This is a genomic window from Variovorax atrisoli 110B, from assembly GCF_000382045.1.
Taxonomy (GTDB): domain Bacteria; phylum Pseudomonadota; class Gammaproteobacteria; order Burkholderiales; family Burkholderiaceae_C; genus Variovorax; species Variovorax atrisoli.
The window spans coordinates 68,172-88,531 of record NZ_KB907468.1 but is presented as its reverse complement, the minus strand read 5'-3'; the positions used below and the strand labels follow the sequence as shown (position 1 = coordinate 88,531).

Here is a 20,360-nt window from a genome sequence, read left to right as displayed (position 1 = left end):
GGGTGCGGGAGGCATGCGATCGGCGACTTTATACTTTGGCGCGCATGCCACCCCAGAGCGATACGCCCCAGCTTCGCGTCCATGTGATCGAGGACGATGACGACATCCGCGAAGAAGCGGTCTTCGCCCTGGGCGAACTGGGGTTCGCGGCCGCCGGCTTTGCCGATGCCCCCGCGTTCTACAGAAGCTTTGCCGTGGCGCCCTGCGACATCGCCGTGGTCGACATCGGCCTGCCCGGCGAGAGCGGGTTGTCCATCGTGGCGCACCTGCGCACCGTGCCGAGCGTGGGCGTGGTGCTCGTGACGGCCCGCAGCGCACTCGAAGACCGCCTGCTGGGTTTGCGCGAGGGCGCGGACGCCTACCTCGTGAAGCCGGTCAACATGCTGGAGTTGGCCGAGACGCTCAGGGCCGTGGGACGTCGACTGCAGCGCCCGCCGATCGACAACGCGGCAGTGCCTGAACGGCCGCAGCAGACCTCCTCCACGTGGACGCTGCTTGATGGCGGCTGGGTGCTCGGCGATCCGCAAGGCCGGCGCATGACGCTCACCAGCACGGAGCGCCTGTTCCTCGGTTGTCTGATCGAGCGCCGCAGCCTCACCGTGAGCCGCGACGAGCTGATCGTGGCGCTCGGAGGCGACGTGTTCGACTTCGACCAGCATCGCATCGACGCGATGGCCAGCCGGCTGCGCCGCAAGGCCGAAAAGCTCGGCATGCGCCTGCCGGTACGTTCTGTGCGCGGCACCGGCTACGTCTTCACGACCTGACGCCGACCGCGTATCAGCTGCTGCCGCTCGCCTTCGCGTGCCGTCGCCCCCCGACGGTGAGGATCGGTGAGGAAGCGTCAGAAAACTGCAATGCTTCGAACGGGCACCCTGGGCACCATGCGGGTCAGCCAAGACCGACCCGACTGCCCCGCCTTGATGTTCCCGAGTTCACAGCATCGCCTCGCCGACGGATGGAGGCTCGCGCCTCACTTTCCTTCCAGGCGAAAGCCGCGCGCCTCGTCGCCCTCGCTGGCGGACCATCTGGAATGGCCCGGCGGCCCCGCCCAGATTCTGGTCGCGGTCGAAGACGCGCAGCAGGAGCCGATCCGGTCGGCACTGCGTTCGGCCGGGCACCGCGTGAGCATCTGCGAAGCCGACGCCCAGGCCTATCGCTGGGCGACGGCGCTCAAACCCGAGCTGATGCTTCTCGAGGTGGCACTCGGTACGCCGAACGGCCTGTCGACGGCGCGATTGCTGAAGGCCGATCCCTTGACCGCGCACATCCCCATGATCTTCGTCACGGTCGGCGCGACGCTTTCCGAGCAGCTCATGAGCCTGCGTGAAGGCGCCGTGGACTGCCTGCAGGCGCCGTTGGAGCACGAGGATGTGTTGATGCGGGTGGCAGTGCACCTGGCGCTCGCGCGCAGGGAGCGCGCAGTGCAGCACAACGTGGTCGAGTCCGCAGCCCGGGTCGAAGCGAACGACGAGACGCAGAGCACGGTAGCCGGCGCGGACGACGTGCTGGCGCAGGCCGTGCTCAAGATCGTCGAGGCCGATCTCTCGAACATACCGAATCTTCCAGCCCTGGCGGCGCAGGTGGGCACCCACGAGAAGCGGCTTTCGCGTGCGTTCCGCGCCTATACGGGAAAGGCGGTCTTCGAATTCGTGCGTGATGCGAGGCTTGCGCATGCGCGCCGGCTGCTGCTCGAGTCCGCATTGACGGTCTCGGAAGTGGCAATGGCCGTCGGCTATTCGAACGCCGCCAACTTCGCCACCTCGTTTCGCGCCCGCTTCGGGGCCACCCCCACTTCGCTGCGCGGCAAAGGCCGTGCGGACACAGACCCAAGCTGATGGCATGCGTGCCACGTGACGTGGCAACATCCGGCTGACACAACACAAGCGAGTGCTTCTCATGTTCGATCATGTCGGGATACGCGCCAGCAACGTCGAAGCCAGCGAACGCTTCTTCCTGCAGGCTCTGGCGCCGTTGGGCGTAGGCATCGCGATGAAGGGCCCCCACGGCGCGAGCCTGGGCAAGCACGGCAAACCTTCGCTGTGGATCTATCAGGCTGAAGGCGAAGGCGCGTCACCTACACCACTGCATTTGGCGTTTGCCGCGGACAGCCGCAGCCAGGTCGATGCGTTTCATCGTGCGGCGATCGAGGCAGGCGGCCAGGACAATGGGGCCCCGGGGCTGCGCGCGCACTACCATCCGCACTACTACGCGGCCTTCGTCATCGCCCCCGATGGCCACAACGTCGAGGCGGTGTGCCATCTGCCCCACGAGCAGAAGTCCTGAATGCATTGGCGCACCGCAATCTCCCTCGGACGCCCGTGAAGTCTCACTCTTCTAGGCGAAGCCGTGCACCAGACGCTCGAACACATCCTGCGCGCCCATCTGGCCGCCCTTGAGCATGATCTCCAGGCCGTCCAGCGCGGCGTCGTCGCTGTGCACGCGGCACAGCGAGGTGCCGGCGCCCATGTCGGCGACATAGGACAGTCCCCACGCGTCGAGCGCCTGCACGCCGTGGCTGGAGGTGTCGCCGCCGGCCACGCCGATGCGTCTGAGCGGCACGGCCGCCAGCACTTTGGCCAGCATGTCGCCGCCCGCGCGCGCCAGTGCCTGCGCGTCCAGGCTGCCGTTCGATGGCGTTGCGCCGGGCGCGCGCGTGCAGGCCAGTACGTGGCGACCGCGCGCCAGGCTGCCGATGACCAGGTCGGCCTGCTCGGCCACGGCGGCTTCGCTGCGTTGCGCCAGTTTGTGCGCGTCAAGCCACACGATGTCGAACGATGTCGCGGCTGCCACCTGCCGCGCGGTGACGGGCGAGAGGCTGCCTGCAAGCACCAGCACCGGGCCTTGGGCGGGTGGCACGCCGGTACGCGCCATCGGTGGACTGCCGCTGTCCCGGCGTGGCGCGCCCATCGCCGTCGCCAGCGCATCCACCACGCTGCTCGGCCCCGCAGCCAGCAGCGTGGCGGCTTGCGCCCTAGCCCACAGCACTTGCCCGATGGCGCGCAACTGCACCGCATCGGCCACGTCGAACAGCACCGCGTCCGCCGGTGGCGAGTGCAGCGCCTGGCGCAAGGCGGCATCCAGCGCATCGCTGCCGCGCGACGCCGCGGTGAACGGCATGGAACGCACGTCCGCGAGCCCCTGTTTTGCCAGATGCAGCCGCAGATCCGGCTCGTCCATCGGCGTGACCGGATGGCGGCTCATCGTCGGATGCCGGTCGATGCGGTGCACCTGCGCGCCGCTTCCCGCGGCTGCGAACAGGTTGGCGAACAGGCAATAGCGCCCCAGATTCGGCTGCCCGCCGATGATGGCGCTCCATGGCTGCTCCACCGCCGCGCGCAACGCGCGCACGGCCGCGCCGATCGAGCCGATGTGCGGCGCGCTGTCGAAGGTGGAGCAGGTCTTGTAGTGCAGCACGCGCGCGTTCAGCGAGCGGAACAGGGCGGCCACCGGGCGAAGCTCCGTGCGCATTTCCTCGGGCGTCATGGCGCGCGCCGCGCCCGCGATGCCCAGGACGTCGAGCGGCCCCGTGCGGTCGAGGCGCGCCGCGTCGGGCACCTGGAGGAACAGCAGCGCGCGCAGCCCCGCGCGCGCCGCGGTGCCGAGCGTGTCGGTCGCGCCGGTGAAATCGTCGCCGTAGTAGACGATCGACGGACGCGGCCTCATGGCTTGCCGAAGAAGGCGAGGGCGCGGGCGAGCTCGGGCAGCTCCTTGGCGGCGTCCGCCAGCGGCACGCCTGCGCGCGCGGCCGACCATGCCTGGCGGATGCTCGTCACACCGGCCGCCGCGCCGTCGGGGTGCGCGAGGATGCCGCCGCCGGCCATGAAGAGAATGTCGTCACTGCCGATGGCCTTCCACGTCGCCGGTACGGTACCGGCCCATTGGCCCGAGGAAAAGGCCGGCATCACGCGATCGTCCGCCGCATGGGTCAGCGGGGTGAAGCAGTCCTGCGCCGAGGCGATGACTTCGCTGTCAGGCTGCGAGAACTTGCCCTGCAGCCCATGCACGTGCATGTGGTCCACCCCCGCCAGGCGCCACAGCGTCTGGTACGCCTGGAACGACATGCCCAGCAGCGGATGCCGCGACAGTGCGCCGTAGCCGTTGCGATGCCCATGCAGCGCGAGCCCCGTGTGACGCCGCAGCGTCTGGATGCCCGAGTGCCCGCACCAGTTCAGGCTGGCCATCACGCACGAGCCGCCTTCGCGTTCGACGAGGTCGGCATGCCGTTTCATCGCGTCGGTTTCGTCGGTGATGTTGAACGCCACCATCACATGCTTGCCGGTGCGCGCCTGATGCGCGCGCACGACGGCCATCACGGCCGGCACGCGCTCGGCCAGCGGCGCATGCGCGGGATCGGCGCACACCTCGTCATCCTTGATGAAATCGACGCCTGCGGCGCACAGACGGCCGACGAGCTCGGCCGTCTGCGCCGCGGAAAGGCCGACGTTCGGCTTGATGATGGTGCCGACCAGCGCGCCGCTGGCCACGCCGGTCGCACGCCGCGTGCCGGCGATGCCGGCGCGCGGCATCTCGAACCGTGCGCGGTAGCCCGTGGGTATCTGCAGCGATTCGAGCCGCAGCCCCGTCACCTCGCCCAGGTCATACAGGTTGCCCGCCACCGTCGCGGCCAGAGTGGGCAGGTTGGCGCCGATGTTGGCCACCGGAAATGAAAGGTCGACGTGCGCTCGCCGCCACGGCCCCCGCGCGCCGTGGCGCTCGAGCAGGGCGTTCGGCAGGCTCGGGGCCTCGGCCGGCGCCAGCTCGGTGATCGCCTCGACCGTGGCGCGTGCGCGCTCGCGCAGCGCGTCGGTCTCGCCTTCGACACGCGTGAAGGTGCCGCACGATTGTTCGCCCGCCATCACCTGCGCCACGGCCGCGACGTCGTGCGGCGTCTCGACCAGGTACCGCGCACGCACGCGCTCGGGTGCCATCACGCTCACAGCTTGCTCAGGTCGGGAAAGGGCCGCACCGGCTCGCTGCCGTCCCAGCCCTGCGACGCGCTGCGGATCAGCTCGAACATCTTGCCCTTCGGGCCCGCGACTTCCGACAGCTCGATGACGGTGCCCGGGTGGTACTCGGTGTCGAAGTAGATGAAGCGTCCGCGCTCGCCCACTTCCCCGCTCATCACGGGTTTGAACCCCTGCGCCGTCAGGCGCGCGAGGTCGGCGTCGTAGTCGGCGGTCCAGTAGGCCACGTGCTGCAGCCCCGTGCGGCCGGCCCGCAGGAAGTCGCGGTACATCGATGGCACGTCGTTTCGCGTCTGGATGAGCTCCACCTGGACGTCACCCGAGTTGGCGAGTGCTACCGAGTTGTGCGGCTCGTGCACCTCGCCGTTGTAGCGGTAGTTCCTGATGGGCACGCGGGGGTTGTAGAACCAGGGGCCGACGCCCAGCTTCGTGCTCCAGTAGTCCATGGCGGCTTCGATGTCGTGCACGACATAGCCCAGTTGGCGGATCTCGCCGAGGAATCGACTCATTGCGTTTGGCTCCGTGGATGTGAGTGTGTTGTTGTGGTGTGGATCAGAATTTCAGGAAGCCGGTCGAGAACCACGGGAAAATGGCCACGATCACCAGGCCGACCAGCATCGCGCCGATGTAGCCCCAGATGTAGCGGATGCCGTCGTCGGGGTTGACCTTGCTGACGGCGCACGCGCCGTAGTAGCCCACGCCGAAGGGCGGCGCGAACAGGCCGATGCCCATGGAGAAGATGACGACCATGGCGTAGTGCACCTCGTGCACGCCAGTCGCCTTGGCGATGGGAAACAGCAGCGGCCCGAACAGCACGATGGCCGGAATGCCCTCGAGCACGCTGCCCAGCACGATGAAAGCGACGATCGACACGGCCAGGAAGCCGTAGGCCCCGCCGGGCAGCGTGCCCATGACCCGCGCCAGGTCCTGCGAGAAACCCGACTGCGTGAGCCCCCAGGCCATGGCCGTGGCGCAGCCGACGATGAAGATGATCGCGCCCGAGAGCGAGGCCGTGTCGACGAGCATCGGCTTGAGCCGCTTCCAGTCGAACTGGCGGTACACCACCAGCCCCACGATGGCCGCATAGACGATGCCGATGGTCGACACTTCGGTGGCCGTGGCCACGCCCTCGACCACGGCGGCGCGGATCACGAAGGGCAACAGCACGGCGGGCAGCGCCACCAGCAGCAGCTTGCCGATCTCGCGCTTGCTGTGGCGCTGCACGCCGCTGAGGTCTTCGCGGCGGTAGCGCCACCACACCACCGCGCACAGGGCAGCACCCAGCACCACGGCCGGCAGCAGGCCGCCCGTGAACAGCGCCGCGATCGAGATGCCGGTGACCGAGCCGATGGTGATCAGCACGATCGACGGCGGAATGGTCTCGGTCTGCGCGCCGGTGGCCGACAGCAGCGCCACCAGGTCGCCGGGCTTGGCGCCGCGCTTGGTCATCTCGGGGAAGAGCACCGGCGCGATGGCCGCCATGTCGGCGATCTTGGAGCCCGAGATGCCCGACACCAGGTACATCGCGCCGATCAGCACGTACGAGAGACCGCCGCGCACATGGCCCAGCAGGCTGGCGAGGAACTGGATCATGGCGCGCGCCATGCCGGTCATCTCGATGAGCGCGCCCAGGAAGATGAACAGCGGCACCGCCAGCAGGATCAGGTGGGACATTCCCTCGTCGAGGCGGCCCACCATCACCAGCAGCGGCGTGCGCGTGGTAAGCGCCAGGTAGCCGAAGGTCGCCAGCGCGAACGAGAACGCGATGGGCACGCCGGAGAGCACCGTGGCCGCCACGATGACCACGAAGAAGATCACCAGGTTGAACTTGCCGAGGGTGGCGAACACTGGCGCGGCAAGCCAGAAGGCGCCCACCAGCGCGGCCGTGCCGACGAGCGCGAGCACGATCTGCCGGCCGGTGCACACGCGCAACATGCGCAGCAATGCCATCGCCAGCATGATGCCGAGGCCCGCGGGAATGGCCGCGGCGCGCCATGCGTTGCTGACCTCCAGCGCCGGCGTGACGATGAACGACTCTTCGTGGGCGTAGTCGATCGACGGCCAGATGATCAGCACCAGGAACGCGACCGAGGCCGCGATCGCGAAGGCATCGAGGATGGCGCGCGTCGGCGGGCGCACCTTCTGCACCAGCGCGGTCATGCGCATGTGCTCGCCGCGGCGCAGCGCCACCACGGCGCCGAGCATCGAAAGCCAGAGGAAGAGGATGGACGCGAGCTCGTCGGACCACACCAGCGGCGCGTGGAACAGGTAGCGCGACACCACGCCGGCGAACAGCACGCAGATCTCGGCGAGCACCAGCAGCGCGGCCGCGGCCTCGACCGCCGCGCCGAGCACGCGGTCGATGCGCGACGCCATGCCGCTCAGCGGGTTGGCCGAGGCGCCGGCAAAGGCGGCCGCCTCGAAAGTCGATTCGTGCGCCATGGGTGCTCAGGCCAGCTTGCCGACCGCGCCCTCGAGCAGCGCCCAGGCCTCGGGGCCAAAGCGGCCTTTCCATTCGCCGTAGAAGCCCGACTCGCGCAGCTTCGCGCGAAAGCTCTCGGCGGCGGGACGGTTGATGCTCAGGCCCTTGGCCTGCAGGTCGCCGACCACCGATTCGTTGAGCTTGCGGATGTCGTCGCGCTGCTGCATGCCGGCGTCGTTGATGGCGCGGGCGACGATGGTCTTCAGGTCTTCGGGCAGTGCTTCCCAGGCGCGGCCGTTGGCGATGAACCAGTAGCCGTCCCAGATGTGGTTGGTGAGCGAGCAGAACTTCTGCACCTCGAACAGCTTGGCGACCTGGATGATGGGCAGCGGGTTCTCCTGCGCATCGACGATCTTCGTCTGCAGCGCCGAGTAGACCTCGCTGAACTGCAGGCTGGCCGGCGCGGCGCCCAGGCCCTTGAACATCGAGATCGACAGCGGGCTCACGGGCACGCGGATCTTCAGGCCGTCCATGTCCTTGGCGGTGGCTACCGCCGCCTTGCTGCTGGTGGTCTGGCGAAAGCCGTTGTCCCACATCTTCTCGAAGGCGTACAGGCGCGACCTGGCAATGGCGCCGCGCACGTGTGCGCCGAGCTTGCCGTCCATCGCGGCCCACACCTGGGCGTAGTCGTTGAAGGCAAAGCCCACGGCATTGATGGCCGCCACCGGCACCAGCGTGGCAATGACCAGCGCCGAGGGCGTGAAGAACTCGATGCCGCCCGAGCGCACCTGCGCCAGCATGTCGGTGTCGCCGCCGAGCTGGTTGTTGGGGAAGATCTTGATCTCGACCCGGCCCTTCGTCTCCTTGGCGATGCGCTCGGCCGCCTCCTGCGCGCGGATGTTCAGCGGGTGTGTCAGCGGCAGGTTGTTGCCGTACTTGTACGAGAACTCGGCGGCGCGTGCGATGCGCGGCAGCGCCGTGACGATGCCGGCGGCGGGGAGGGCGGAAAGGGTGCGCAGGGCGCGCCTGCGGGTCAGCGAGGTCATGTTTTTGTCTCCGTGATCGTCGAATTCTTGCGGACTGCCGCTGATGTAATCTGATGCATCATTGAATTCAGGCCGCAGGGAAGATAAAAGCATGCATGATCCTGGTCAAACTTGGATCTGATGGTTTTTGATGTATGAGGGATAACCCTTCACCCCTTCCCGGTTTGTCTGCTTCACCCGTGGAAGCCCGCCGTGCACGCGTGGTCGACATCGCCCGCGCGGCGCAGGTGTCCACCGCCACCGTCGACCGGGTGCTCAACCGGCGACCGGGCGTGCGCGATGCGACGGTGCAGCGCGTGCTCAAGGCCGCGGGCGAGCTCGACTACCTGCCCGGGCCGGCGCTGTATGCGGCGCTGACGCCGCCGCCGCTGCGGCTGGTGTTCCTGCTGCCGGCGGGCACCAACCGGTTCATCCGCATGCTGGGCGACATGGTGGGCTACGCGCAGGAGCACTGGGCGCCGTTCAACGTGCAATGCCGCACCGTGTTCATCGAGAGCTTCAATCCGCATGAGCTGGCGAACGCGCTGCACCGGCACGGCCAGCGCTGCGACGGCATCGCGATGATGGCCCTCGAGCATCCGGCGGTGCGCGAGGCGGTGGCCGCGCTCGCCGAACGCGGGCTGCCGGTGGTGACGCTGATCTCGGACCTCTCGAACTCGGAGCGCGCCGCGTTCGTGGGACTCGACAACCGGGCCGCGGGGCGCACGGCTGGCTACCTGATCGGCCGGTTCATCGGCACGCGCGCGGCGAAGGTCGCGCTCATCGCGGGCAGCCTGAGCTACAAGGCGCACGAAGAACGCGAGGCGGGCTTCCTGCATGTCATCGACGAGATGTTCCCTCGGCTCGAAGTGGTAGGCCTGCGCGAAGGGCAGGACGACGCGGACAAGAACTACCGCCAGACGCGCGCGCTGCTGGAGCAGCACCCGGACATGGGCGGCATCTACAACATCGGCGGAGCGTCCGACGGTGTGGCGCGCGCCCTGAAGGAAGCGGAGCGCGAGCAGAAGGTGGTCTTCATCGGCCACGGCCTGACGCCCGATACGCGCGCCTTGCTGATCGACGGCAGCATGGACGCGGTGATCACGCAGAGCCCGCATACCACGCTGATGAGCTGCGTGCGCATCTTCACCAACCTGCGCGACAAGCGCGAGCCGCTCAGCGGCGTGGAAACGACGCGCAGCCAGGTGATTTTTCGGGAGAACCTTCCGTAGCAGGTGCACCTGGCGGAGGCGTACCGATTGCCGGCATTCGCATGAGCGCACGGAAGACTGACGCTGCTTCTGCGGATTCGATACCGGTCAGGCCCATGTCCGCCAAAGAGCCGGGGAGTTCTCGAACTTGCTCGTCCAGCACCAGGCGTGCCATCCACCACTGCGAGAACGCGCACGCCGCGATGAACCGGCACTCCGGCACAGTCTCGTTCGCATGACGTGCATGACGGGGGCCTCTGCGATGTTGGCCCTCACGCATCTGATGGCGGCCTCGTCGCCTTCCAGGCATTGAACGTCATTGCCCTGGAGGTGGCACAGCGCGCCGGTGATGCCGATCTCCCAGTTGTTGTGGCGCTCGGCATGCTTTCGACGTCGGCGCACAAATGGACAGGGCAAGCTCGGCGAAACGGAAGAAGGCGTGTTCGATGCGCTCACAGACGTCCATTTCAAGGGCGTGTACGTCCTGATGCAGCAGCTGCTTCCGCAGATTGCGGGCGTAGGGGCGATCGTGCGTGTGTCCTCAGGCCTGTCGCCGATCACGATACCGGGGTACGGTCCGCATGCGGCGGTGAAATCGGCCGTGCAGATGACTTGAGCCGCCTGCAACCTGCCCTTGCACAGAGTTCAGTTCCATCCCGTGCCTTGGCCGCGGATGATGACGCCATCGCGGTGCCGGGCAACCGCTTCGGCGAGTTGGAACGGCAACGACGTCCACTGCCACCGTTACCACCCATCGAGGAAAGTCATGACTCCCAGAGAAGTTTCCGGAATACGCATCCCAGATAGTCAGCTCGCTCGCGAGCTGGCAGAGTTCGTTCGCGACACCGAGAGCGACCTGCTCTACAACCACTCCTTGCGCTGCTACTGCTGGGGCTGCCTCGCGGGCCGCCGCAAAGCGCTGAAGTACGACGCCGAACTGCTCTACGCCGCCTCGATGTTCCACGACATCGGCCTGACGTCCAAGTACGAGAACAGTGAGCTTCGCTTCGAAGTGGACGGCGCGAATGCGGCGGGTGATTTCCTCCGCAGCCATGGCATTTCCGAGGCGGACATCGAAACGGTCTGGAACGCCGTGGCCCTGCACAGCACCCCCGGCATCCCGCAGTTCATGCGAGCCGAGATCGCCCTGGTCCAAACAGGTGCGGGCATGGACGTGGCCGGGCGGGGATACGATGAGTTCACGGACGCGGAACGCCAGGCAGTGCTCGCGGCCTTTCCCCGCGAAGACGACTTCAAGAGCAGGATCATCGATGCCTTCTACCAAGGCATGAAGCACCGCCCCGCCAGCACCACCGGCACCTTCAATGACGACTTCCTCGCGCACAAGGACCCGCACTTCCAGCGGGTAGACATGTGCGCAGTCATCTACGCGTCGAAGTGGCAGGGATGATGCGGCTGAAGGCTCAGGAGCGTCCCCCATCGAGGTGAGAAGAAGGCGCGCAACGACGTGCGCCGCCGCTGGCGACGGGGTCGGCTACGCGAACGTGGAAGCCTTGCACCGCGCCTTCAGCCGGCGGTTCAGCGCAAGTCCGCGCAAGAACCGGCAGCAGTTCGCGGAGTGAGCCCGGTCGCCGTGAGGACAGGCGCGGCAGGCTCGAAGCCGACGAACTGCGCGAACTCGCGCGCACCCTGTCGCGGCATGCGGACGTGGTTCACCGCCGCCGCCGTTTCGGCCAAGCCCATGGACATGCCGCAAGCGGTCAGGTGGTCCAGGGACATGCCCAGGTAGGGAGCGATCACGGGATGGAAGCGTGCGAACGAGACCTGCGGGCACGTGGCGATGCCGCGTGCTCCGGCAGCGATCATCACGTTCTGCACGAACAGACCCAGGTCGAGCCAGCTGTGAGCCGTCAAGCGTCTGTCGATGCTGAAGAGCAGGCCGATCGGCGCGCCGAAGAAGTGGAAGTTCTTCTCGGTCTGTGCGGCGCGCGCGGCGGCGTCCTGCCGGTCGATTCCGAGACAGCTGTAGTAGCGCGTCGCAAAGTCCGCCTGTCGCTCGCTGAACTCCTGCGGCAGCGAATCCGGAAAATGGGGCGACGGGGGCAGACTCCCTTCCCTGAAGCTCGCGACCAGCGCGTCGCCCAGTTCTCGCAGGGCGGCGCCCGCCAGCACGTGCACGCGCCACGGCTGCGTGTTCGAATTGCTGGGCGCCGTCGCGGCGGCATCGAGGATCTCGAACACCGTCTCTGCCGCGATCGGGTCCGGTCGGTATGCACGCGTGGACCGGCGTGACTGCAGCACCCGGTCGACACAGCGCGCAATCTCCGCCTGCGTGCAGTTCACCGTGTCCATGTCAGTCCTCGGAGCGGAAACCGGAAGCCTGCACGATGGGACGCCAGAACTCCCGCTGGGACGCCAGCTGCTTCGCATACTCGCCGGGCGAAAGCGTCAGCGTTTCCAGGCCGATCTGCTCCAAGGCCGAGCGCAGCGCCGGATCCTTGGTCGCGGCAACGATGGATGCGTGCACCGCCTGCACGGTCGAGTCGGGGGTCCCCGGTGGCGCGAAGATCCCATAGTTCTCCACGCCGACGACCTTTGGGTATCCCTGCTCGATGAAGGTGGGTACCTTTGGCAGGAAGGCGGAGCGCTTCTCGCCGGAGACACCCAGGATCCTGATCTTGCCCTGTTGCAGGTAAGGCAGGAAGTCGGCAACGAACCCGAAGTACGCGGGGATCTGCCCGCCGATCAGGTCCTGCATCGCCGGAGCGGAACCACGATAGCCCACGTGTTGCAGCTTCAGGCCCGCAGTGTCGGAGAGCTGGTATCCGAGAAAATGCGCGAAGGAGCCGGCAGCGGGCGACGCAAAGGTGGCGGAGCTCGGCGTGCGACGCACCCATTCGACATACGTCTGCAGGTCGTGAACGCTGGCCGGCGCAGCGTTGCTCACGGCAAACGCACAGGTCGCCGTGACCACTGGCGACACCGGCACCAAGTCTGCCGCTGGATCGTAGGCGAGCTTTGCATAGACGTGTGGGTAGATCGTGAGCGCGGATGCGTGCGTGCACAGCAGCACACTGCCGTCGGCTCGCTCGCGTTTCAACTGACCATTGGCAATACGGCCGGCAGCCCCCGCCCGGTTGTCAACGATGTACTGGCGCCCCTGCTTGCGCCAGCCCTCCGTCAGGTGACGTGCTGTCGTATCGAGGGTTCCCCCCGGGGGATAGCCGACGAGCAGCTTGCCCACGCCCGTCTGGGACAACGCCGGCAGAAGCCAGCCCGCGGCCGGCACGGCCAGTGTCATGCGCGCAAAAGCGCGCCGATTGATTGCGTCCATTCCGCCTCTCGCTTTGCTCAATGATGGGTATGACCGAATCATGGTCGGACGGCGCGGGCGTTGGAACTGAAGACTTTGCAAGGGCCAATTGCACAACGTGCAACTTGCCTTTTGCGATGCTAGCCGAGCGCCTCCTCTGCAAAACGTGCTGTTGCCGCCACCACGTCGCGCAGCCACACATGGCCTTCGTCGTGATCGTCGCGGCGGTGCCAGACTGCGCGGATCGTCGACGTTCCTGCCTGATAAGGGGGGTGCCGTCGCAGCAAGTCGCTGCTCTTGGCCAGCGCTATGGCGAGCGAGGCGGGCACGATGGACAGCATGTCGGTCTCGCGCAGCAGGGCGGGAATCGCCAGCGAGTGTGGCACTGTCACGCGCGCGCGCGGGGCTTCCTGCACCGCAAGCAGCGCCTCCTCCAGCGCATGGCGGTCGAACATCTCGGACTGCCGCGCAAGGCCGCGCTCCAGGATGAAGCCGCCCACCGCGCCTTCTTCCTCGCCTCCGACGGAAAGCGTCACGAGAGGAAATTTCGCCATGTCCCGCAGCGTGAGCTTGCGACGCGAAGCGGGATGCCCCTTGCGCATCAGGATCGCTTCACCCTGCGACATGAGCGTGCGGGAGTTCAACCGGCCAGGCACCTGCGAGAAGATGCCGACGGCCATGTCGATGCGGCCCAGGTCGATCTGCTCCGCGAGGTCGAGCCGAGTGAAAGGACGGATGACGAGGTCCACGCCCGGCGCCGAGCGCTGCAGCTCGCGCGACAGCGGTGCCACGATGACTGCGGTGAGGTGGTCATTCGCGGCAATGACGAACCGCCGCGTCGACTGCTGCGCAGAGAAGGGCTCGACGCCCAATGTGGCCTCGATCCGCCGCAGGGAGTCGCGCAGGGCAGGGGCCATCGCCGCGGCACGGCGGGTGGGGATCATGCCTTTTCCTGTGCGCATGAAGAGCTCGTCCCCCACCAGTTCACGAAGCCTGGCGAGCGCGTGGCTCACCGCCGACTGCGACAGGTGCAGCCGCTTGCCCGCGAGGACCAGGTTGCGTTCCTCGTACACCGCATCGAAGACCTTGAGCAGGTTGAGGTCGGTCCGGCCAATGCTCATGTTCGTCCTCCAGCCAATGAACGCCGTGCATTATGGGCTTGCAGAGAGATCAGTTCCGTTTCCAGAGAGGGTCGCCCATCATCGGAACCAGCCAATCAGGAGCTCACCCCATGATCACCGAAACACTCATCCAGGACCGCGAGGCCTTGATCGACCGCTGCATTCCCTTCCTCGAAGAAGTCAAGGACATGACGGCGAGTACCGAGGTCGAGCGCTGGCTGAACCAGAAGTACGGACCCGACAGCGAGCTCTACCAGACGCTCGCGCGCCTGGTGAAGAAGGGTATTGAAGACGGCTGGGCGGCGAACGTGGAGATCGACGGCCCGCACTACCGTCGCAGCCGCATCGCCGAACCTTCGGACAGGACCCTGTACTTCAGCATCACCGCGGTGTACATGGACAGCACTGGGAACGAGCAGGGCCATCCCGACCGCCGGTTCCGCGGCCAATACCATGGCCACCCCTACGGCGAGTTCAACATGGTCGTGCCCGTCACGCCCGGTGCAGCCCTGAACGGTCCGAACGGCTGGTGCTTCGGCGGGTGGACCGCGCCCTCGCCCGGCAGCCAGCACTATCCCGAATCCAAGGAGGGTGCCGTCATCGCGCTTTTCTTCCTGCCCTCGGGACGGATTTCGTATCACGCCGCGCCGCAGGAGTAAGCCATGACCACGAACCCACGTGAATGGGCCCAGGAGGCCGTCGCGCAATGTGTGGCGAGTGTCGTGCGTTCCCGCCGCGCGGTGCGCGCCTTCAAGCAGAAGCCGCTTGATCGCAAGCTGGTGGGCGAGATCCTGGCGGATGCGGCCACCGCACCGAGCGGCGCCAATGTCCAACCCTGGCGGGTGTATGTCGTGACCGGATCGGCCAAGGAGCATTTGGCTGCGGCGCTGGTCGCGGCGTCGCGGTCCGGGACGGCTCCCGCGCCCGCGCACTTCCCCGTGCCGCTGCCCGAGGTGTTCCGCGCCAGGCTGCAGGACTTCGGCGCGCGGTACTACGCATCCCTGGGTATCGACCGCAGCGACGCGGAGGCACGCGCCCGCCAGTCCGAGCGGAACTTCTCGTTCTTCGGCGCACCGGTCGGCCTTCTTTTCAGTATCGACCGCCGCCTGAAGCCGCACAGCTGGATCGATCTCGGCCTCTTCGCGCAGAACCTGATGATCTCTGCCAAGGCGCGGGGCGTCGACACCTGCCCGCAGGTGTCCTTCGCCCCATTCCATGACGTGATTGCCTCGCATCTTGGCATGGCACCTGAGGAAGTGACGGCTTTCGGCATGTCCATGGGCTACGGCGATCCCGATGCACCCGTCAACCAGACGGCGATGCCGCGCGAGCGCGTGCAGGATTTCGCTCGCATGGTCGGCTTTCCCGAATGAACCCAGGAGCACTCACTTGAAGAACACACTGCTCGCCTGCGTCGTGGCGGCCACGATCGGCGCAGTCGCGTCCGCTTCCGCCTCGGCCCATGAGATGACCGAGAAGGTCACCCCCGCGTTCCGGCAAGCCATCCCCAACATTACCGGGAAGTCGCTCATCTCGGTCGTGGTGGACTACGCGCCGGGCGCCGCATCGCGTCCGCACCTGCATGCGAAGTCTGCATTCATCTACGCGTACGTCGTTTCTGGCGCAATCGAATCTCGGATCGACGACGGCCCTGTGCAGGTCCTGCATGCGGGGGAAAGCTTTTATGAGCCCCCGGGCGCAAGACATGTCGTCAGCCGCAACGCGAGCAAGAGCGAGCCTGCCAAGCTGCTCGCCGTCTTCGTGCTGGACACCGGGGACACCCCCCTCACGACTCCCACCACCTCAACCGAATCTTCAGAGAGCAAACCATGACCATGCGTCTCGACTACAACCAACTCGCTCCCGCTGGCGCCAAGGCGCTGGGCACCCTCTATGGTTACGTATCGCAGAGCGGCCTCTCGCCGGCACTCGTGGACCTCGTCTACCTGCGCGTGTCCCAGATCAACAACTGCGCGTTCTGCCTGGACATGCACACGCGCGACTTGCTGAAGAAGGGCTTGCCGATCGAGAAACTCGCGCTGCTGCAGGCATGGCGGGAGGCCGGCGATCTCTTCGACCCGCGGGAGCGGGCCGCACTCGCCTGGGCAGAGTCGGTGACGCGCGTCGCCGACACCGGCGTGCCGGATGAAGACTACGAAGCCGCGCGCGACGTCTTCGCCGAGAAGGAATTGGTGGACCTCACCCTGGCAATCGGTCTGATGAACACCTACAACCGCATGGCGATCAGCTTCCGCAACACGCCCCAGGCCGCGCTGAAGAAGTAGAGCTTCGGGCTCGCGCCGCGCCAATTCACCCGCATTTCTTTGTCGCACCGTTGCCGATCCGGCCACGTTGCCGCCGGGTTGCGGCCAATGCTTTGGCGGCCTTTCCCAACGAATCACCGAATATCTGAAATCAAGATGGCAAAAGTCCTCGTCCTTTACCACAGCTTCTACGGCCACATCGAGGCCATGGCGGCAGCCGTCGCCCGCGGCGCGCGTAGCGTTCCCGACGCCGTCGTGGACTTGAAGCGGGTGCCCGAAACGATGTCCCCGGAGGTGTTCCGCGGAGCGGGTGGCAAGGCCGACCAGACCGCTGCGCTCGCTGAGCCGGAAGAACTCGCCAACTACGACGCGATCGTCTTCGGCGCTCCCACCCGCTTCGGCAACGTCAGCGCACAGATGCGCACCTTCATCGACCAGACGGGACCGCTCTGGATGAAGGGTGCACTCGTTGGAAAGGTGGGATCCGTGTTCACCTCCTCGGCAACCCAGCACGGCGGCCAGGAGAGCACCATCCTCACGTTCCTCCCGACCCTGCTGCACCATGGCATGGTCGTGGTCGGCCTGCCTTATGCCGAGAGGCGCCAGATGGGCATTGATGAGATCAAAGGCGGCAGCCCGTACGGAGCGGCAACTCTCGTCGGTGGCCGGGGCGAGCGCCTGCCTGGCGAGCAGGAGCTGGGCATGGCGGAGTTCCAGGGCCGCCACGTCGCGACCATCGCGACGAAGCTCCACGGCTGAGGCACGCGGCGATATCGCGCGCTGGTCGGTGTATTCCTAGAGACCCGTACCAGTCCAGTCATGCGGCCGCCAGGCTGCGCGGACTTCGTGAAAAAGTTCCTGCGCGTTGCGCGCGCAGCGCTCCAGTTGCTCGTCGTGTCCGACCACAAGGGGCGCGCCGCCGTCCCCTTCACACGCCTCGTAGCGCGGCGCGACGTCGACGAAGAAGATGCCGTTCTCCTTCAGAACCACGCCTGGCGCGGAATGCAGGTGAGATCGTCTCCACCATCTCGCTCCCAAGCTTGGCTCAACTTGAGCGCGAACTTCGATCTCCACTGGTGTGCTACCTCCAAGGGGGAGCTTTTCGAATCGGACGGGGCAGCATATCGCCCGATTTCACCGAGGGATCGCCGATCCAGGATCGCGACATCGCAACGCAATACCTTGGGAATCTCCTCGGCGTTATCGGCATCGAGGACGCCACTGTGGTGGCAGGCGGACGGGCGAAGGCCGTCGACCTGGATGAGCAGACGATGGATGGATTCTTCGCCGCGCTGCAGCCGCGGATCGACCGCGCTGCGCAAGTTGAAATCACTCGCCAATCCTGAGCCTGGCTTGGCGGCAGGCCCTGGCACGCGTTCTGGGCGCCGCTGATGTGGTGATCGCTTGTGAGCGCGCGACTCGGCAGTACTGGCGTCGGATTCGGCTATGCAGCAACGCCATGCGCCAGTAAAAGCTGCGATTGCATGCTCGTAGCTATTAGATATACATTACATGCTTATTGCAATATAACCTCCGGTCGACGCACACCCACGGTCTTAGGGTACCGGGGCCGCATTGCGGGGCCTACTCAGGAATTCGGCATGTCGATTCGCATTGGGCGCTTGCCCGCACAAGATCAAAGCAATGGATGGAGCGCATTGCTGCCGCCGCGAAGGGCGAGCGCCGCGGTACAGGGCGAGCTGGACTTTGACTGGTTGGTGGTCGGGGCAGGGTATGCGGGCGTCGCTGCAGCCCGGCAACTTGCTCGGCTCCAGCCCAACGCATCTATCGCGCTTGTCGAAGCCGGCGTGGTCGGGGAAAACGCTTCCGGCCGGAACTCTGGCTTTGCGATCGATCTTCCGCATGCACCAGGGACGTCGGAACATGGGACAGAGCAAGGCCGCCGCGCGATCCGCGTGGGACGCTTTGCCCTCGACGAACTGGATCGCCTGGTCAAGGCGCACGGCATCGATTGCGGCTGGGAGAAGCGTGGGCGATACCACGTTGCGGTGACGGATGAGGTTGCAAAGCACTCCCTTGCGACGTATGAGGCCAATCTCAGGGCTTGGCAAGAGCCGTACCGATGGGTCGATCGAAACGAGTTGCGAGAAGCGCTGGGCACCGCCTACTACGGCGCGGCCATTCACACCCCGGGCACCTACCTCGTCAATCCTGCGAGTCTTGTCCGCGGGCTTGCCGACAGCCTTCCTCCCCAGGTCAGGCTCTTCGAAAACTCACCAGTGATCGAGGCAGACATCTGCGGCCGGACGCCCGGCGTGCGGACCCCGTCCGGCCGGATTCGCGCGAGCGCCCTCATCCTCACGGTCAACGCCTTCTCGCAGTCCTTCGGCGTCTATAGGGCGCGTCAGATTCCGATATTGCTGTTCGCGAGCTTGACGCCCGCGTTGACCGATACACAACTCGGCCAACTCGGCAGCGAGTCGACCTGGGGCGTGACGCCGGCGCATGGCATGACCGGATCGACGATGAGACTGACGCGAGAGGGTCGGCTGATGATTCGCCAGGGATTCGAGTACTCGCCTTCATTGCGCACCACTGACGCCCGTCGCGCGAAGGCCCGAGAGACCCATCTGGCGCTCCTGCGTCGGCGATTTCCTCAGCTCGGCCCGATCGAGCTGGAGCACTCGTGGGCTGGCTGGCTTGCCGTGTCGCACAACCACGCGCCCGCATTCGGTCGCGTAGGACCGCGTTCGTTTGCCGCCTCGTGCTGCAACGGGTCCGGCATTGTGCGGCACACCGCGGCGGGTATGTTCATCGCGGACCTCGCCGTTGGCCAGGATCATTCTCTGATGGCGGATTTTCTCTCTCAAGGAACGGCCGGCTACATCCCTCCGCGCCCGCTGCGCGACATCGGCGTCAGCTTGGCCCTTTCCTATGGCGCGTGGACCGGGCGAGGCGAACGATGACGTCATCGCTATCGTCGACGTGTCAGGGGCTGCACGATTCCTCACTTTTCTCACACGGAGCACCTGAATGACTTCTCTTCGCCTCATCCCGGGACACACCATCACCTGCGAGGCGCGCGGGGGCGCATCCGATGGCGTGGCCGAAATCTCTTGGGCGGTTGCGGACAGCGAAAGCGCTGCGCTTCCCTGCGGCTTTGGTCGCTGGCACGAGGCAACCTGTGAGCCGAAGACGCTCGCCTATGACGAAATCATCCTGGTGCTGGAGGGCGTCTTCGGCGTCGAGACCGGCGACGGAGAACGCGTCGAAGGTCGCCCCGGCGATGTGATCGAAATCGGCAGGGGGACCACGGTCAGATACTTCGGGCGCCAAGCCCGGCTCTTCTTCGTGACGAATTAGGACTGGGCGCGCGCCGGGAAGGCTACGACTTGCCCGTCTTCGGCGGCCTCTCCTGGCCTGCGGCAACGATCATCCCGGCAAGGCATTCGAGTTGGGGGGCGATGGATTTTTCCGGCACCGGAAACAACTTGAACACTGCGATCCCGCGAAGCGTGGAGAACACCATTTCGGCGAACCCTTCGGGGTCGCGATGGTTCGCGGAGATCTCAGGGAAGAGCGCCAGGAAATGCGCGAACGATACCGGGTCCTCCGCCTGTCGTTTCGCATCGATGCGCTTGAAAAGCGAGGGAATGGACTTACAGCCGAAGAACACTCCCCAGGCAGCCACATAAGAGTCTGCTCCGTAGATGTGCTGCCATGCGCGTTCCACGAACTCTGCGGCGCGCTCATTGAGCGGGATCGCTGAATCCGGCCACACAGGCCCCTTGTCAGAGAGTGGTGCCATCACCTCTTCCACAACCTGCTCTAGCAGCGCCTGCCGCGTTCCGAACTGATGCTGCAACGCACCGAGCGTGACTTTCGCGCCGGACGCAATGTTCTGCAGGTTGGCTTTCTGAAAGCCTTGCCGCCGAATCAGCGATATCGCTGAATTCAGGATGCGGCGCCGGGTCGTTTCGCTGCGCTCCGCCTGGGTTCTGACGACGCGCCGGGATTTGTTTGGGGAAGTGGCCATCTTCCGCGCATTGTATTCACAGCGTCGCGGGGGCACGTAAACCCTATACATGTTGCGTTAAATGCTTATTGTTTTATGCAAG

General features: G+C 66.3%; 25 protein-coding genes. 14 read left to right on the top strand and 11 right to left on the bottom strand.

What is annotated here, in order from left to right; translation table 11 throughout:
- Nucleotides 1-44: 44 nt before the first annotated feature.
- The 3 genes from G369_RS0132195 to G369_RS0132185 all read left to right on the top strand — a co-directional run bounded on the left by G369_RS0132195 (nt 45) and on the right by G369_RS0132185 (nt 2,283).
- Complete coding sequence (locus G369_RS0132195; RefSeq protein ID WP_038116600.1) at nt 45-764, top strand: response regulator transcription factor; 720 nt, start codon at nt 45-47, stop codon at nt 762-764.
- Nucleotides 765-920: 156 nt separating this feature from the next.
- Nucleotides 921-1,835 (top strand): response regulator transcription factor, encoded by a 915-nt coding sequence (locus G369_RS0132190; protein ID WP_019658202.1) that lies wholly within the window; start codon nt 921-923, stop codon nt 1,833-1,835.
- Between the two features lie 61 nt (nt 1,836-1,896).
- Nucleotides 1,897-2,283, top strand: a complete 387-nt coding sequence (locus G369_RS0132185) for a VOC family protein (RefSeq protein ID WP_019658201.1) — start codon at nt 1,897-1,899, stop codon at nt 2,281-2,283.
- A 51-nt stretch (nt 2,284-2,334) separates the two neighbouring features.
- Here G369_RS0132185 and G369_RS0132180 read toward each other — a convergent pair whose 3' ends face one another.
- The 5 genes from G369_RS0132180 to G369_RS0132160 are packed head-to-tail and all read right to left on the bottom strand — an operon-like array spanning nt 2,335 to nt 8,432.
- Nucleotides 2,335-3,663, bottom strand: a complete 1,329-nt coding sequence (locus G369_RS0132180) for a four-carbon acid sugar kinase family protein (protein ID WP_019658200.1) — start codon at nt 3,661-3,663, stop codon at nt 2,335-2,337.
- Complete coding sequence (locus G369_RS0132175; protein ID WP_019658199.1) at nt 3,660-4,928, bottom strand: ribulose-bisphosphate carboxylase large subunit family protein; 1,269 nt, start codon at nt 4,926-4,928, stop codon at nt 3,660-3,662. The genes G369_RS0132180 and G369_RS0132175 overlap by 4 nt, the downstream gene beginning before the upstream one ends.
- Nucleotides 4,929-4,933: 5 nt before the next feature.
- Nucleotides 4,934-5,473, bottom strand: coding sequence for a VOC family protein (locus tag G369_RS0132170; protein WP_019658198.1), 540 nt, complete (start codon nt 5,471-5,473; stop codon nt 4,934-4,936).
- Between the two features lie 43 nt (nt 5,474-5,516).
- Entirely contained in the window at nt 5,517-7,406 is a 1,890-nt protein-coding gene (locus G369_RS0132165) for a TRAP transporter large permease (RefSeq protein ID WP_019658197.1), read from the bottom strand.
- Between the two features lie 6 nt (nt 7,407-7,412).
- A complete protein-coding gene (locus G369_RS0132160) occupies nt 7,413-8,432 on the bottom strand; it encodes a TRAP transporter substrate-binding protein (RefSeq protein ID WP_019658196.1) in 1,020 nt (339 codons plus the stop codon).
- Between the two features lie 134 nt (nt 8,433-8,566).
- On the opposite strand from G369_RS0132160, the gene G369_RS0132155 reads away from it, so the two are divergent.
- Nucleotides 8,567-9,643, top strand: a complete 1,077-nt coding sequence (locus G369_RS0132155; RefSeq protein WP_019658195.1) for a LacI family DNA-binding transcriptional regulator — start codon at nt 8,567-8,569, stop codon at nt 9,641-9,643.
- Between the two features lie 87 nt (nt 9,644-9,730).
- Here G369_RS0132155 and G369_RS39865 read toward each other — a convergent pair whose 3' ends face one another.
- The gene (locus G369_RS39865) at nt 9,731-10,024 is read right to left on the bottom strand and encodes a BLUF domain-containing protein (protein WP_157773844.1); all 294 of its coding nucleotides are present in this window, start codon (nt 10,022-10,024) and stop codon (nt 9,731-9,733) included.
- On the opposite strand from G369_RS39865, the gene G369_RS38865 reads away from it, so the two are divergent.
- Nucleotides 9,972-10,238 (top strand): SDR family NAD(P)-dependent oxidoreductase, encoded by a 267-nt coding sequence (locus G369_RS38865; protein WP_244164417.1) that lies wholly within the window; start codon nt 9,972-9,974, stop codon nt 10,236-10,238. The genes G369_RS39865 and G369_RS38865 overlap by 53 nt on opposite strands.
- Before the next feature lie 150 nt (nt 10,239-10,388).
- Entirely contained in the window at nt 10,389-11,033 is a 645-nt protein-coding gene (locus G369_RS0132145) for an HD domain-containing protein (protein ID WP_019658193.1), read from the top strand.
- A gap of 128 nt (nt 11,034-11,161) precedes the next feature.
- Here G369_RS0132145 and G369_RS0132140 read toward each other — a convergent pair whose 3' ends face one another.
- The 3 genes from G369_RS0132140 to G369_RS0132130 form a co-directional block, all read right to left on the bottom strand.
- Nucleotides 11,162-11,935, bottom strand: a complete 774-nt coding sequence (locus G369_RS0132140; RefSeq protein ID WP_019658192.1) for a nitroreductase — start codon at nt 11,933-11,935, stop codon at nt 11,162-11,164.
- Between the two features lies 1 nt (nt 11,936).
- Nucleotides 11,937-12,917, bottom strand: a complete 981-nt coding sequence (locus G369_RS0132135) for a tripartite tricarboxylate transporter substrate-binding protein (RefSeq protein WP_020723417.1) — start codon at nt 12,915-12,917, stop codon at nt 11,937-11,939.
- 119 nt (nt 12,918-13,036) lie between these two features.
- Complete coding sequence (locus tag G369_RS0132130) at nt 13,037-14,017, bottom strand: LysR family transcriptional regulator (RefSeq protein WP_019658190.1); 981 nt, start codon at nt 14,015-14,017, stop codon at nt 13,037-13,039.
- A 110-nt stretch (nt 14,018-14,127) separates the two neighbouring features.
- On the opposite strand from G369_RS0132130, the gene G369_RS0132125 reads away from it, so the two are divergent.
- The 5 genes from G369_RS0132125 (at nt 14,128) to wrbA (ending at nt 17,040) form a co-directional block, all read left to right on the top strand.
- Nucleotides 14,128-14,676 (top strand): 4-hydroxylaminobenzoate lyase, encoded by a 549-nt coding sequence (locus G369_RS0132125; protein WP_019658189.1) that lies wholly within the window; start codon nt 14,128-14,130, stop codon nt 14,674-14,676.
- Nucleotides 14,677-14,679: 3 nt separating this feature from the next.
- Nucleotides 14,680-15,390: a nitroreductase gene (locus tag G369_RS0132120; RefSeq protein WP_019658188.1), complete on the top strand. Its 711-nt coding sequence runs from the start codon at nt 14,680-14,682 to the stop codon at nt 15,388-15,390.
- Nucleotides 15,391-15,406: 16 nt separating this feature from the next.
- Nucleotides 15,407-15,850: a cupin domain-containing protein gene (locus G369_RS0132115; protein ID WP_019658187.1), complete on the top strand. Its 444-nt coding sequence runs from the start codon at nt 15,407-15,409 to the stop codon at nt 15,848-15,850.
- Nucleotides 15,847-16,302, top strand: coding sequence for a carboxymuconolactone decarboxylase family protein (locus G369_RS0132110; protein WP_019658186.1), 456 nt, complete (start codon nt 15,847-15,849; stop codon nt 16,300-16,302). The genes G369_RS0132115 and G369_RS0132110 overlap by 4 nt, the downstream gene beginning before the upstream one ends.
- Nucleotides 16,303-16,437: 135 nt before the next feature.
- Nucleotides 16,438-17,040: an NAD(P)H:quinone oxidoreductase gene (gene wrbA, locus G369_RS0132105; RefSeq protein ID WP_019658185.1), complete on the top strand. Its 603-nt coding sequence runs from the start codon at nt 16,438-16,440 to the stop codon at nt 17,038-17,040.
- 36 nt (nt 17,041-17,076) lie between these two features.
- Here wrbA and G369_RS36695 read toward each other — a convergent pair whose 3' ends face one another.
- On the bottom strand, nt 17,077-17,271 hold the full coding sequence (locus G369_RS36695; RefSeq protein ID WP_019658184.1) for a hypothetical protein: 195 nt from the start codon (nt 17,269-17,271) through the stop codon (nt 17,077-17,079).
- 50 nt (nt 17,272-17,321) lie between these two features.
- Between G369_RS36695 and G369_RS36690 the strand changes: the two genes are divergently transcribed.
- The 3 genes from G369_RS36690 to G369_RS36685 all read left to right on the top strand — a co-directional run bounded on the left by G369_RS36690 (nt 17,322) and on the right by G369_RS36685 (nt 19,605).
- Entirely contained in the window at nt 17,322-17,627 is a 306-nt protein-coding gene (locus G369_RS36690) for a hypothetical protein (RefSeq protein WP_157773842.1), read from the top strand.
- Nucleotides 17,628-17,882: 255 nt separating this feature from the next.
- Nucleotides 17,883-19,208: an NAD(P)/FAD-dependent oxidoreductase gene (locus G369_RS0132090; RefSeq protein ID WP_026346819.1), complete on the top strand. Its 1,326-nt coding sequence runs from the start codon at nt 17,883-17,885 to the stop codon at nt 19,206-19,208.
- A gap of 67 nt (nt 19,209-19,275) precedes the next feature.
- A complete protein-coding gene (locus G369_RS36685) occupies nt 19,276-19,605 on the top strand; it encodes a EutQ-related cupin domain-containing protein (protein WP_019658181.1) in 330 nt (109 codons plus the stop codon).
- A 22-nt stretch (nt 19,606-19,627) separates the two neighbouring features.
- On the opposite strand, the gene G369_RS0132080 is transcribed toward G369_RS36685, so the two are convergent.
- On the bottom strand, nt 19,628-20,278 hold the full coding sequence (locus G369_RS0132080; RefSeq protein ID WP_020723415.1) for a TetR/AcrR family transcriptional regulator: 651 nt from the start codon (nt 20,276-20,278) through the stop codon (nt 19,628-19,630).
- Between the last annotated feature and the right edge of the window lie 82 nt (nt 20,279-20,360).

Coding starts and splice junctions, on each gene's coding strand:
- G369_RS0132195 (WP_038116600.1), top strand. CDS start 45: ATGCCACCCCAGAGCGATACGCCCCAGCTTCGCGTCCATGTGATCGAG.
- G369_RS0132190 (WP_019658202.1), top strand. CDS start 921: ATGTTCCCGAGTTCACAGCATCGCCTCGCCGACGGATGGAGGCTCGCG.
- G369_RS0132185 (WP_019658201.1), top strand. CDS start 1,897: ATGTTCGATCATGTCGGGATACGCGCCAGCAACGTCGAAGCCAGCGAA.
- G369_RS0132180 (WP_019658200.1), bottom strand. CDS start 3,663: ATGAGGCCGCGTCCGTCGATCGTCTACTACGGCGACGATTTCACCGGC.
- G369_RS0132175 (WP_019658199.1), bottom strand. CDS start 4,928: ATGGCACCCGAGCGCGTGCGTGCGCGGTACCTGGTCGAGACGCCGCAC.
- G369_RS0132170 (WP_019658198.1), bottom strand. CDS start 5,473: ATGAGTCGATTCCTCGGCGAGATCCGCCAACTGGGCTATGTCGTGCAC.
- G369_RS0132165 (WP_019658197.1), bottom strand. CDS start 7,406: ATGGCGCACGAATCGACTTTCGAGGCGGCCGCCTTTGCCGGCGCCTCG.
- G369_RS0132160 (WP_019658196.1), bottom strand. CDS start 8,432: ATGACCTCGCTGACCCGCAGGCGCGCCCTGCGCACCCTTTCCGCCCTC.
- G369_RS0132155 (WP_019658195.1), top strand. CDS start 8,567: ATGAGGGATAACCCTTCACCCCTTCCCGGTTTGTCTGCTTCACCCGTG.
- G369_RS38865 (WP_244164417.1), top strand. CDS start 9,972: ATGCCGATCTCCCAGTTGTTGTGGCGCTCGGCATGCTTTCGACGTCGG.
- G369_RS0132145 (WP_019658193.1), top strand. CDS start 10,389: ATGACTCCCAGAGAAGTTTCCGGAATACGCATCCCAGATAGTCAGCTC.
- G369_RS0132140 (WP_019658192.1), bottom strand. CDS start 11,935: ATGGACACGGTGAACTGCACGCAGGCGGAGATTGCGCGCTGTGTCGAC.
- G369_RS0132135 (WP_020723417.1), bottom strand. CDS start 12,917: ATGGACGCAATCAATCGGCGCGCTTTTGCGCGCATGACACTGGCCGTG.
- G369_RS0132130 (WP_019658190.1), bottom strand. CDS start 14,017: ATGAGCATTGGCCGGACCGACCTCAACCTGCTCAAGGTCTTCGATGCG.
- G369_RS0132125 (WP_019658189.1), top strand. CDS start 14,128: ATGATCACCGAAACACTCATCCAGGACCGCGAGGCCTTGATCGACCGC.
- G369_RS0132120 (WP_019658188.1), top strand. CDS start 14,680: ATGACCACGAACCCACGTGAATGGGCCCAGGAGGCCGTCGCGCAATGT.
- G369_RS0132110 (WP_019658186.1), top strand. CDS start 15,847: ATGACCATGCGTCTCGACTACAACCAACTCGCTCCCGCTGGCGCCAAG.
- wrbA (WP_019658185.1), top strand. CDS start 16,438: ATGGCAAAAGTCCTCGTCCTTTACCACAGCTTCTACGGCCACATCGAG.
- G369_RS0132090 (WP_026346819.1), top strand. CDS start 17,883: ATGTCGATTCGCATTGGGCGCTTGCCCGCACAAGATCAAAGCAATGGA.
- G369_RS36685 (WP_019658181.1), top strand. CDS start 19,276: ATGACTTCTCTTCGCCTCATCCCGGGACACACCATCACCTGCGAGGCG.
- G369_RS0132080 (WP_020723415.1), bottom strand. CDS start 20,278: ATGGCCACTTCCCCAAACAAATCCCGGCGCGTCGTCAGAACCCAGGCG.